Source organism: Arthrobacter sp. D5-1 (genome assembly GCF_017357425.1).
GTDB lineage: Bacteria > Actinomycetota > Actinomycetes > Actinomycetales > Micrococcaceae > Arthrobacter.
Map to the genome: position 1 here is coordinate 2176613 of NZ_CP014571.1, position 12188 is coordinate 2188800.

The 12188-nt window shown below is 60.0% G+C and carries 11 protein-coding genes; 6 read left to right on the forward strand and 5 right to left on the reverse strand.

Annotation, left to right across the window (positions count from 1 at the left end; all coding sequences use genetic code 11):
• Position 1: 1 nt before the first annotated feature.
• Genes AYX22_RS09900 through AYX22_RS09910 form a run of 3 tightly spaced genes read right to left on the reverse strand, consistent with a single transcriptional unit; the run spans position 2 to position 1241 of the window.
• Entirely contained in the window at positions 2-448 is a 447-nt protein-coding gene (locus AYX22_RS09900) for a universal stress protein (RefSeq protein ID WP_207597253.1), read from the reverse strand.
• Positions 448-915 (reverse strand): flavodoxin domain-containing protein, encoded by a 468-nt coding sequence (locus AYX22_RS09905; RefSeq protein WP_207597254.1) that lies wholly within the window; start codon positions 913-915, stop codon positions 448-450. The genes AYX22_RS09900 and AYX22_RS09905 overlap by 1 nt, the downstream gene beginning before the upstream one ends.
• Positions 912-1241 (reverse strand): DUF3040 domain-containing protein, encoded by a 330-nt coding sequence (locus tag AYX22_RS09910; RefSeq protein WP_207597255.1) that lies wholly within the window; start codon positions 1239-1241, stop codon positions 912-914. Before AYX22_RS09910 ends, AYX22_RS09905 begins: the two co-directional genes overlap by 4 nt.
• A gap of 126 nt (positions 1242-1367) precedes the next feature.
• Here AYX22_RS09910 and ppsA point away from each other — a divergent pair, with 126 nt between their 5' ends.
• The 3 genes from ppsA to AYX22_RS09925 are packed head-to-tail and all read left to right on the forward strand — an operon-like array spanning position 1368 to position 7973.
• Positions 1368-3779, forward strand: a complete 2412-nt coding sequence (gene ppsA / locus AYX22_RS09915; protein WP_207597256.1) for a phosphoenolpyruvate synthase — start codon at positions 1368-1370, stop codon at positions 3777-3779.
• 4 nt (positions 3780-3783) lie between these two features.
• Entirely contained in the window at positions 3784-6951 is a 3168-nt protein-coding gene (locus AYX22_RS09920; protein WP_207597257.1) for an HAD-IA family hydrolase, read from the forward strand.
• Positions 6948-7973 carry an ATP-dependent 6-phosphofructokinase gene (locus AYX22_RS09925; protein WP_207597258.1) on the forward strand — a complete coding sequence of 342 codons (1026 nt, stop codon included), beginning with the start codon at positions 6948-6950 and terminating at the stop codon, positions 7971-7973. The genes AYX22_RS09920 and AYX22_RS09925 overlap by 4 nt, the downstream gene beginning before the upstream one ends.
• Before the next feature lie 65 nt (positions 7974-8038).
• Here AYX22_RS09925 and AYX22_RS09930 read toward each other — a convergent pair whose 3' ends face one another.
• Positions 8039-8461: an Hsp20/alpha crystallin family protein gene (locus tag AYX22_RS09930; RefSeq protein ID WP_207597259.1), complete on the reverse strand. Its 423-nt coding sequence runs from the start codon at positions 8459-8461 to the stop codon at positions 8039-8041.
• Positions 8462-8681: 220 nt separating this feature from the next.
• Between AYX22_RS09930 and AYX22_RS09935 the strand changes: the two genes are divergently transcribed.
• Complete coding sequence (locus AYX22_RS09935) at positions 8682-8939, forward strand: DUF1508 domain-containing protein (protein WP_207597260.1); 258 nt, start codon at positions 8682-8684, stop codon at positions 8937-8939.
• A 239-nt stretch (positions 8940-9178) separates the two neighbouring features.
• Here AYX22_RS09935 and AYX22_RS09940 read toward each other — a convergent pair whose 3' ends face one another.
• Positions 9179-10180, reverse strand: a complete 1002-nt coding sequence (locus tag AYX22_RS09940; protein WP_207597541.1) for a zinc-dependent alcohol dehydrogenase family protein — start codon at positions 10178-10180, stop codon at positions 9179-9181.
• Between the two features lie 249 nt (positions 10181-10429).
• On the opposite strand from AYX22_RS09940, the gene AYX22_RS09945 reads away from it, so the two are divergent.
• Together AYX22_RS09945 and AYX22_RS09950 are read left to right on the forward strand one after the other, a co-directional pair.
• Positions 10430-11632, forward strand: a complete 1203-nt coding sequence (locus tag AYX22_RS09945) for a GAF domain-containing protein (RefSeq protein ID WP_347565838.1) — start codon at positions 10430-10432, stop codon at positions 11630-11632.
• Between the two features lie 104 nt (positions 11633-11736).
• Entirely contained in the window at positions 11737-12186 is a 450-nt protein-coding gene (locus AYX22_RS09950) for a universal stress protein (protein WP_207597543.1), read from the forward strand.
• The last annotated feature ends 2 nt before the right edge of the window (positions 12187-12188 follow it).

Sequence of the window (12188 nt, forward strand, 5' to 3'; positions counted from 1 at the left end):
CTTAGTGACCCTTCTCCGGGGAGTGGACCACCAGAACGGGACAGTGCGCGTGCGCAACGCAGGCCGAACTGACCGAACCCAACAGAAGTCCCCCAAAACCACCGTGACCGCGCCGGCCTACCACCAGAAGTGACGCATGCTTGCTGCCTTCAACAAGCCCGGCACGGGGAGACCGTTGAACAAGTCGGGAACTGACGTTCGGGGGCTTCTCAGTACCGAAAGCCTCCACAACTGCCTTATCGAGGCGTTCCTCCGCATCGTGGGCAAATCCATCTATGCCCATGGCCAGATATCCTTCGTATCCCAGCGGCATTTCCCAGCACCCCCACGCTTCAAGCGGGGCGTTAAGAGCCAGGGCAATGCGCTGTCCTTGGCGTAGGGCCTCCACCGATGCTTGGGATCCGTCGACGCCAACAATGATCTTGTTTGGGTCAAGCCAGCTTGCCATCACGCGCTCCTTTGGATTCCATGTGCTTTGGCAATGGCCAAGAGTTCTTCACCCCACGCAGTTGCGCGGGACGTCTCGCCGTCAAGCAAGGGCCCCTCAGTTCCCTTGACGTAGAAGGCCGCGGGCTTGGCAATAATGCTGGCTCCGGCCTCTTTAAGTGTCTTGGTGATTTTCTTGGCTGCATCACCGTGGATGAACAACTTGACCCTCGTATCAAAGCCGGCAGCAACTACTCCTGAAAGTCCACGGCTACCAAGCCGTGCCAGAGCCTCCATCGTCTTCTGGGTGGGGCGCCAACCATTGATGGGGCTTCCCACCACCAATAGGTCGCCAGAGGAGACATCTTCGGGTCGGAGCTGTCCGACGGGCAACACCTTCGCGTTGAGTGAGTTCAGGCCTGCTGCAATGGCTTCAGCGATCGACTTGGTGTTGCCAAAGCCGGAATCGTAAACGACGAGTGCTTTCATGACTGTTCCTTGTTCTTCTCGTGGGCGTTTGTCCGGGCGCGCGGCCTCCAGCGAAACGGGCGGTCACCCATGAAAAGGGTTGCCCAGTACGTTCCCCCACCCATCACGAGGAAACCCACCACGCCCAACGCCAGACTGCCAAGTGGGAAACTCACCAGCAGCAGTCCGAGCCCGCCGAGCGCAGCAAGGCCGCCTCGCTTAATGCCCTTCCAACGGCGTCGATCAAGGTCTTCCAGGCTCATGAGTGCTGCCAGCCTGGGGTCCTCCTCCAGAAGACCCTGCGAAATGTTGTCCAGTTCGAGCCGTTCGAACTCCGAAAGTGCCATGGTGTGCCTCCTGCCTTCCCTCCCAGCATGTGTGGTGCCGGAACCAGGAAACAGGGCCGAAAGTCACTCCGAGGTTCAGGACCAAAGACTCTGCCCGGGCTGTCCCGCATCGCCAAGAATCAAGGCATGCAGCCAGCCAGCGAAGAGTCACATGTCAAATGGTTTGAGGACATCGGAATGGGGGATGTTCCCGAAGTGGGCGGTAAGAATGCGTCACTGGGTGAACTCACCACATCGTTGCGCTCAGCAGGGGTGAAGGTCCCCGACGGCTTCGCGACGACATCCGGCGCGTACAGGAAATTCTTGGCTGCCAACGGACTCGAAGCGGTCATCAGCCATTCCATTAGTGAGCTTAAGTCAGGCAGGATGACTCTTCGCGATACGGGACATGCCATCCGCGAGTCGATGTTGGCAGGGGAGTTTCCGGGCGGGCTGATCGAGAGCATCAGGCAGAACTATCGGCGCCTGGGCGAACGGGCCGGGCAGGAGCGGTTGGCAGTAGCTGTTCGCAGCAGCGCAACGGCGGAGGACCTGCCGGATGCGAGCTTTGCCGGGCAACAGGAAACAGTCCTGAACATCTCGGGTGAGAGCGCACTCCTGGATGCCTGCCGACGTTGCTTTGCTTCCCTTTTCACTTATCGCGCTATTAGTTACCGGGAGATCAAAGGGTTTGGACACCTCGACGTGGCACTGTCCGTCGGTATCCAGCGCATGGTCAGATCCGACGTCGGTGCTTCAGGGGTGATGTTCTCCATCGATACGGAGTCGGGCTTTCCACAGAGCGTCGTCATCAGCGCGGCATGGGGATTGGGCGAGACCGTTGTCCAGGGAACCATTAACCCGGACAAATACCAAGTGTTCAAACCGTTACTGGAGAACCCCGCCCTGCTGCCAGTAATCGAAAGATCCGTGGGATCCAAAGAGCGGAAGATGATTTACCGCCTCGGTGGGACCGTCTCCACGAGGATGGTGGAGACCACCGACAAAGAACGACGCGCCACTGTTCTCCCGGACCACGACATTATCAAGCTCGCGCGGTGGGCCGTGTCGGTGGAAAACCATTACGGACGTCCCATGGACATGGAGTGGGCCAAAGACGGCGTCACAGGCGAGCTGTTCATGGTCCAGGCGCGACCGGAGACAGTTCAGGCCCAAAAAAGCGGGACGCTCTTCCGTATGTACCATCTGGCACAGGATGGCCGTCTCCTGGCATCCGGCGCTGCGGTCGGGAATTCCATTGCTGTAGGCCCTGTGTGCATCATCCGGGATGCCAAGGACATCGAAGCGTTCGTGGATGGGGCAATTTTGGTAACCCGGATGACGGACCCGGACTGGGTTCCGGTGATGAAGCGGGCAGCCGGCATCGTGACTGACCACGGGGGGCCTACCAGCCACGCGGCGATAGTCAGCCGCGAGCTAGGTGTTCCTGCTGTTGTGGGTACTGGGGATGCAACCGACGTGCTGGCAGGTAGCGAGGTTGTCACGCTCTCGTGCGCCGAAGGGGAAGAAGGCCATGTATATGACGGGATGCTGGACTTCGACGTAGAAGAGGTGGACACCGGGAGCATTGCCACAACGCGCACGGACATCATGGTCAACATCGCCAGCCCCGCCGCAGCTTTCACCTGGTGGCGTCTTCCCGCGGCCGGAGTCGGCCTCGCGAGGATGGAATTCATCATCAACAACTTGATCCGCGTTCATCCGATGGCCCTCATCCATCCGGAACTGGTGAACGATGACGCCGAGTCCGGAATTATTCAACAACTGACCAGGGACTACTCCAGTCCCGAGGAATACTTTGTCAGTGTCCTTGCCACAGGCATAGCCAAGATTGCTGCCCCTTTCCATCCGAAACCAGTGGTTGTCCGACTCAGCGATTTCAAGAGCAACGAGTATGGACATCTCATCGGAGGCAGCTTCTTCGAACGCCCTGAAGAAAACCCCATGCTGGGGTTCCGAGGGGCTTCCCGCTATTACAACAAGCACTACCGTGAAGCTTTCGCGCTGGAATGCCGGGCCGTGAAACGCGCGCGTGAAGGCATCGGGTTTTCAAACGTCATCGTCATGGTTCCTTTTTGCCGCACCGTGGACGAAGCGGACAGGGTGCTCAACGCGATGTCGGAAAACGGACTTGTGCGGGGGGAGCACGGGCTGCGTGTCTACATGATGTGTGAGATCCCTTCCAACGTAGTGCTGGCGGAAAAATTCGCCCGGCGCTTTGATGGATTCTCCATTGGCTCCAATGATCTGACCCAGTTGGTACTCGGCGTAGACCGTGATTCCGAGCAATTGGCGGGGCTCTTCGATGAACGCGATGAGGCCGTGACCACCATGATCTCCGAGGTCATCGGGAAGGCACATGCAGCAGGAATCCGGATAGGTATTTGTGGTCAAGGTCCAAGCAACCATCCGGACTTTGCGGAGTTCCTTGTTGGAGAAGGCATTGACTCGATTTCACTGAATCCCGATACCTTCATCCGGACGGTCCCCTTGATAGCTGCTGCAGAAAAGCACCTCAACCGGCCGGACCCAGTGTAGAGCCATGAAGGAATCACCCACGGCGGCTACGGCGAGACCCCCGTACGACGCGGTCATCTTCGATCTGGATGGCGTTGTCACCCGTACAGCCACGGTGCATCAGCTGGCCTGGCGCGACGCTTACGAGGCGATTATTGGCGATCCCAGGTTTCCCAAGGTCCATCCCGTGCGGCCGTTTACTTCATACGACTATTTGTCCTTGGTGGACGGCAAGCCCCGTGAAGTCGGGCTGATGAATCTGCTGGCGTCCCGGGGCGTCGTGGTTGACCTTGGCGTACCTGGCGATGCAACCGGTGACTGGACCGCTTACGGGCTTGGGAGGCTGAAAAACAGGGCATACCTCGCCCACCTTAAGAAGGACGGTGTGCAGGCTTACCCCGGAACATTGGAACTGCTGGACAGCTTGCAAACGGCCGGGGTTCCGGCGGGAGTGGTCACCTCGAGCCGCAATGCCACGCCTGTGCTTGCCGCAGCGGGAATGACGGAAACCTTTGCCGCCGTGGTGGACGGTACCATCGCCTCAAAATTGGGGCTCCCGGGCAAACCTGAACCGGATGTATTCCTGGAGGCGGCCAGGCGCCTGGGGGTTCCGCCTGGTCGCGCCGTGGTCATTGAAGACTCGGTGGCGGGGGTGACATCTGCCCGTCGAGGTGGATTCGGGCTTGTGGTGGGCATCGACCGGCAGGGGACCCGCCGACAACTCGAAGCAGCTGGTGCGCACGTGGTCCTCAACGATGTGGGCGAGCTGGACCTGGGCCTGGTCATGAGTGATCCCTGGCAGCTCACCTATGAAGGAACAGCGCCGGAACACGAAGGGCACCGTGAAGCCCTCACGACGCTGGGCAACGGATATATGGGTGTTCGCGGTGCTGTTTCCGAGGGCGGCCGGGAGTCGCGATATGCCGGCATGTATCTGGCCGGTGTCTACAACAGGGTGGTCGCCAGGATGGGCGGGGAATCTGTTATCGAAGAGCATATGGTCAACACGCCGGATTGTCTTCCCTTGGACTTATGCCTGGAGAGCGGCACTTGGTGGTCTGAGGGTGGCTTGAGGTTGGTGGAGGAACGGCGGACTTTGGATATGGGTCAGGCTCTGTTGATCCGTCATGTTCTCCTGGAAGCCCCGGACGGTCGGCGACTGGACGTCGTCGAAAGGCGCTTGGTGTCCATGGCGGAGCCGCACGTGCTGGCGGTAGAGACCCTCTTGACGCCCCTGGGCTGGAACGGGACAGTTTCGGTGCGGGCCGGCGTCGATGCCGGTACCAGGAATGCGAACCTGCCCGAGCCAGCCATGGGAACCCGTGTCCACCTGCGCGACAGGACCGCAGGAAGCCGCAGTGGCCCAAGCTGCAATCTCCTGGTCGAAGGTCAAACAAGCCAGAGCCAAATTCGTGTGGCGATTGCCTTCCACGCAGATGCTGCAGGCAATGCCGGGTTGCCTGGAAGGGTCAAAGCGTTCCACTACCTCACCTTTGACGTTGCGTGCACTGCTGGTGCGGCAACCGCCTTTACCAAGGTTGCCGCCGTCGTGACATCCCGGGACAAGCCCATATCGTCAGCGGGTTCGGCCGCTTCGGCCGTTCTGGCGCGGACTGGCACAAACTTTCAAGCTCTGCTCAGCTCCCACGTGGCCGCGTGGAAGCGCACCCTTCGTCCGTTCCTGGTGGAGCTCGACTCTTCCACCCAGGTCCAATTGGTCATGAACCTTCATCTTTTCCACCTCCTGCAAACCCTGACGCATCACACGGCAGAGCTCGACGCCGGTGTTCCGGCCAGGGGCCTTCACGGCGAGGGCTATCGAGGGCATGTCTTTTGGGACGAGCTCTTCGTCCTACCCGTACTTACGGCCAGAACCCCCGAGGTGGCCCGGGCACTGATCGAATACCGATGGCGGCGGCTTCCGGCAGCAAGGCAAGCGGCGTCCAAGCTCGGTTTGCCCGGAGCAATGTTCCCGTGGCAAAGCGGCAGCGACGGCACCGAAGAAACTCCGCATTGGCTCTACAACGCCAGGTCGGGTCGCTGGGTGCCGGACCATTCTAGGATGCAACGGCACGTGGGGCTCGCGGTTGCCTTCAACGTCTGGGAGTACTTTGAAGCCACTGGTGACAAGGCTTGGTTCCTGCGCAAAGGAGCAGAACTCGTTGTGGAAGTGGCGCGCTTTTTTGCTGCCATGGCGGCATATGACCACAACGATGACCGCTTCCACCTGAAGTGCGTTGTGGGCCCGGATGAGTACCACACCCGCCGTCCAGGGGAGCCCGATCCTGGCCTGGATGACAACGCCTACACCAACGTCCTGGCGGCATGGACCTGCGAGCGCGCCGCAGAGATTCACGGGATGCTGAAGGGCCATGAGTTGGCTGACCTCACGGAGCGTTTGTGCATCACGGCCGACGAGGTGTCGTTGTGGAAGCGGGTTTCCCGGAGGATGTTTGTTCCGTTCCACGCCGATGGTGTCATCAGCCAGTTTGATGGATACGACGCGCTGGAAGAACTTGATTGGGACAAGTATCGCCGGGTGTACGAAAACATCGAGCGACTGGATCTCATCCTTGAAGCGGAGGGCGACGACGTCAACCGCTACAAACTCGCGAAGCAGGCCGATGTGTTGATGTTGCCGTATCTCCTGGGCCATGAGGGGCTCCGCGAGTTCATGGGGCGACTTGGTTACGCCATGTCCAGCGAGCAACTGGACCGGACTGTTGAGTACTACTTGGCCAGGACCGCTCACGGTTCCACACTGAGCCGAGTTGCCCATGCCTCTGTCTTGGCTTCTGTGGACCCCGACCGGGCATGGGATAGCTTTCGTGAGGCCTTGGACGCAGATCTCGATGATACGCAGCACGGGACAACAAAAGGGGGCATTCACCTGGGTGCCATGGCAGGTTCCATAGACGTGGTTCAGAGGAGCTTTGCCGGACTGAAGTTGGGGCGGAATGGTTTGTCGTTCACGCCGTGCATGCCAAGGGGATTGCGCGCGGTTGCCTTTCACGTGAGGTACAGGGGACATTCGCTGAAGATCCAGCTGCAGGGTGGTCGCCTCCGGGTATCGTCCGCGGATTGCGAGGCCGCTCCTATTTCTCTTCGAATGGAAGGGCAGTCTGTCATGTTGGCTCCCGGGGAGACCAGGAGTTTCAGGATGAATCCTGGCCAAGGGGTGTCCCGGTCATGAGGCGCTTGGGGATTCTCACAAGTGGTGGTGACTGTCCGGGTCTGAATGCTGTCATCCGAGGGGCAGTTCTCCGGGGGACTATCAGCCACGACTTCGCGTTCGTTGGATTCCGGGATGGGTGGAAAGGTGTCCTGGCTGACGATCTCAGCCCTCTGCCAAGGTCTGCGGTGCGGGGGATTTCCGGTCTGGGTGGCACCATGCTGGGGACGTCCCGGACCAATCCTCTGCGGGGCGGCGGAGCGGCGACAGTGAGCCAATCACTGTCACGGCACGGTGTGGACGGGCTGATCGCGGTAGGGGGTGAAGGCACCCTTGCGGCGGCCCGCATCTTGTCAGAGCGGGGAGTCAACGTCATTGGTGTACCCAAAACTATCGATAACGATTTGGGCGCTACGGATTACACCTTTGGATTCGACACTGCCGTGCAGACGGCTACCGAGGCAATCGATCGCCTGCGCACCACCGGGGAGTCCCATCATCGGTGCATGATTGCTGAGGTTATGGGAAGGAATGCAGGGTGGATTGCCTTGCATGCGGGTATGGCCTCCGGCGCCCATGCGATCCTTATCCCCGAGCACAGGGTTTCCTTGGAGCAAATAGCCGCGTGGGTAGGGTCGGCGCATAAACGCGGCAGGGCCCCATTGGTAGTGGTTGCTGAGGCCTTTGTACCTACGGGTCAGGAGGCGCCGTATTCGCCAAGGGGTCTGGATACCTTTGGTAGGCCACGGCTTGGCGGCATCGGAATGAAGTTGGAAGGTCTGTTGCAGGAGATGACCGGGATCGAGACCAGAGCCACCGTCTTGGGACACATCCAGCGCGGGGGCGCACCCACGGCTTTCGACAGGGTCCTTGCCACCCGATTGGGCATGGCTGCGGTCACTCTCGCGGTCGAGCACAAGTGGGGCACCATGGTCTCCCTGAAAGGCACCGACATCACCGATGTGCCCCTCGCATCGGCTCTCGGGGACCTCAAGACCGTTCCAGAGGCACGTTTCAAGGAAGCAGAAGCCTTGTTCGGATAGCGGGAAAACCCTTGGCAGAAACCTTCTCCTGGATTGGGCCCGGCAGGTTACCGGGCCCAATCGCACTATTCCTTGGTGATGGGGATTCTTGACGCTGACGTCTTTTCGATCTGCTCGGGAATCGGTGCCCTCACTTCAAGCACACCGTCCTTGTACGTAGCAGTTACATCGCTTTCTTTCACTCCCTCCGGAAGCGGTACCCGACGAACAAATGATCCATAACGGAACTCTGAACGGTAGCTGTCCTTTTCCTTTTGTTCCTGCTTTTCCTGACGTTCCGCTCTAATAACCAGCGTCCCGTCGGTGACCGTGATTTCTGCATCCTTTTCCGGATCGATTCCGGGCATCTCGGCGCGGACAACCAAAGTGTTGCCGTCCACTAGCTCTTCCACACGGATCGCGGCTGCGCCCGTATCGCCGTCGAACAGCCGCTCAAGCATGTCGAGGGGTGAGCGTCGCGTATCGAACCACTTCATCACGTCCGTCATTTCAACCTCCTGTGGTATTGCCGAACCGGAGCTTAGGCTCCGTAGTTCCAGAGTCCGCCGCAGGGCTCATGCACTCCAGAGTCCAAGGTCCTGCGACAGGACCGGGAACCGGAGAATCGGGACTTCCGGCCCTTACGACGTATCCCTGTTTGCGGGCATGCTGATGGAAGGCATAGGCGGACCGAATGCCGCGATCGGCAAGTGCAGAAGGGGCGGCCCCATGAATGGGATCTTTGAGCTTTTTACGGACGGCAATGCCAACGTCAGGTTCCGGCTGGTGGACTCCGAGGGACGGGAACTCGCAGTCTCGTGCTCGTACGTAGACAAGGACTCTGCGGTGCAGGGCATCTCTCAGGTGCGTGAGTGCGCAGGGATGGGCTTGGTCCAGGACCATTGTTCGCCTACGATGCAGGCCGACACGAAGTCCTCAGGCGGCCGGATTCCTGCGGATGGGCAGATGCGCAGGGCTGCCGAATGAAGATCGAACGCATTCCTGAGGAACCGGAACTCCGACCTCAACGCCCATCTGAGACGGTCGAGCCAGCGACGGGCAATCGGGGCCGGCAACCGCAACGCGGAAGGGGCCGATCAGTCCCACAGAATCCGTTGGTCCAGCAGTTGTTTCGGCTGGGCAAGCGACGCGAGGACGCGGAAGCGAAGCTCGAGAAACGGTTCGCTAAGAAAAAGAAGACCTAAAGCCCGGAGCACGCTGACCCTTCATGGAATCCTCAACACGGCGGCTCCAGTGATTCTGTCATTCGCGAGGTCGTCCAAGGCCTGGTCGGCAGCTGCGAAGGGGTATGCCGTGGTGGTGGGAATCAATGGCATGTCCGCTGCGAGGGCGAGCAATTCAGTTCCGTCAGCCCTCGTGTTGGCGGTGACGCTGCGTATTTGCTTCTCATAGAAGAGCTCGTCCGCATAGTTAATGGCTGGAATATCGGAAAGGTGAATGCCCGCGACTGCAAGAGTTCCGCTCCTGTCCAACGCCCGCATCGCGAGAGGTACCAAGTCGCCGACCGGTGCGAAGAGAATGGCTGCGTCCAGCTTCGCCGGGGGAGCGTCGAACGCACTGCCGACGTACTCTGCACCCAGACTTCGGGCCAAGACCTGGGCCTCCTCGGATCGTGTCATGACGAAGACCGACGCTCCTGAATGGATTGCGATTTGCGCGGTCAGGTGGGCGGAGCCGCCAAAGCCGTAGATGCCCAATCGGCCACCTGGGGGAAGGGACGCCCGTTTCAGGGCACGGTAGCCGATAATTCCCGAGCACAGGAGAGGCGCTGCCTTCTCGTCGCTGAAGTGGGGAGGGATGGCGTAAGCGAAGTCCTCTCTGACCGTCATCATTTCCGCGAAGCCGCCGTCACGGTCCCATCCCGTAAATACGGGGCTGCTGCACAGGTTCTCGGCACCTCGCCGGCAATAGCTGCATACCCCGCATGTACCGCCGAGCCATGCGACGCCCACTCTGTCGCCGGCTTCAAACCTGCCGCTACCCGGGCCGGACTCCACTACGCTTCCCACAGCTTCATGACCTGGAACAACCCGCGGATGGCGCGGAGGAAGGTCACCTTCAGCCAGATGCAGGTCCGTGCGGCAGACCCCGCACACATTGACCCGGACGAGTATCTCGCCCTCTTCAGGTCTCGGTACGCGCTTGGTCCCTTGCTCCAACGGGTGAGTCGATGTGCTTCCGGGCCTTCCAACCCACCACGCCTTCATCATGTCTGCCATGCATACAAGCGTCACGCTGGCGTGACCCGGCAGCAAGAGTCAAAAGTCCTGCAGGAGATGTTCTTGTATCCACATGAGTCCCTTAGACTCGGCAAAGGAGCACTCTCGCCTGACACTAGGGAGGCACGAGCTGTGGGCGCAGATCAACCGTGGAGGTCCCCCCTGAAGTCGCGTGTGAATACGCTCCTCAGCGAATTCGTGGAGCGGGCCGACGAATTGCTTCATGCCCAAGAGCAAATGAATACGCTACTTGATGCGGTCATGTCCATGGCGGATGAATTGAGCTTGGAAGCCGTCTTGGACCGGGTGGTCACGTCAGCCTGCACCTTGGTGGATGCGAGATACGGTGCCTTGGGTGTCATCGGTGCGGATCAGCAACTTAGCCACTTCATCACTGTGGGAATTGACGACGAGGGCATCAGGTCAATTGGTGATCTGCCGACAGGTCACGGCGTATTGGGCCACTTGATCCGGGAACCCCAGCCCTTGCGACTCCACGACCTTGGCCAGCATCCAATGGCAATTGGATTCCCCAGCAACCATCCACCCATGAAAACTTTCCTCGGCGTACCCATCCGGGTCCGCGACGTCGTCTTCGGCAACTTGTATCTGACGGAAAAGAAGGACGGGCTGGATTTCACCGCTGCCGATGAAGAGTTGGCTGTTGCCTTGGCGGCGGCCGCCGGGGTTGCCATCCAGAACGCCCGTCTGTTCGACGAGAGCCACCGCAGGCAACGGTGGCTCGAAGCCGGTGTGGAGTTGGGGAGCCTGCTGATCGCAAACGACTTCGACGACGGCGGCAGTCACCTTGACCTCGTGGCCGAAACGGCCCTTCGAGCGTCGGAATCCATTCTTGCTGTCGTGGCGGTCCCGGCGTCCGACGGAAGAGTGCTGTGCAGGTCGGCGATTGGGGTGCAGGGCCTTTACGCCGGGCAGGAGCTCACCGGTTCGGAGATCGTGTTATCCGTTATCGAAACCGGGGAATCCCGCGTTGTGAAGGACCCTCATCACGTTCTTGGCATTGACCTGACGGAGAAGCTGGGCCCGGTGCTTGTATCGGCTTTGGGGCATCGCGGAACGGACAACGGAGCTCTCCTGTTGGCCCGCGGTATCGGGGCTCCCGCCTACACCCGTTCGGATGTTGATTCCAGTGCACTTTTCGGCAGCAGAATCGGGTTGGCATTGGATCTTGTCCGTGTGAGCGCCCTTCGGCAACAAACCGTGGTGCTGTCGGACCGAGAGCGCATTGCGCGCGACTTGCACGACTTGGTGATTCAACGCTTGTTTGCTGCGGGATTGGGAATCCAAAACCTCAAGCGATTCTTGGAGGATCCGGCTGCGTTGGAGCGGATGGCGGCCCTGACCGAGGAACTGGACGAGACTATCCGCACGCTGAGGTCGACCATCGAAGAACTCAGGTCCGCAGAAAAGACTCGCTGAGGCCCGCGCTATTGTGACCTTCGGCCCTGTTCCCTGGTAGGCGTTCACGCCATTCTGGCAAGACTGAACGTTATAAGTTCAGGAACGCCAGAGTGCAGGAGGACATGATGGGCATAGATAGATTGCCGGGCAGGGTCGTTGTAGGTGTGGATGGATCGGAGGCATCTATTGAGGCCCTCCGCGAGGCCCAGCGCTTTGCCGTCCCGCTGGGGGCGACCGTTGAGGCTATTGCATATTGGGATTTCCCGCCGGTCTACGAAGGCTACGTTGCCATGGGCATCACCGGTTTTGAGGAGGCTGCCGGGCAAGTCCTGAAGGAGTCAGTCGAAAAGGCATTCGGCATCGACGTGCCTGACAACGTCATTTCCCATCTGGAACAGGGCCATCCCCGGCAAGGACTGATCAAAGCAAGCCGCGGAGCAGAGATGGTGGTGGTCGGGAGGCGTGGCCACGGCGGATTTGGTGGTCTTTTAATGGGCTCGGTCAGCTCCGCCTGCGTCGCCCACGCGCATTGCCCGGTTCTTGTAGTGCATACCCCCGAAAAGGAAGCATGAAA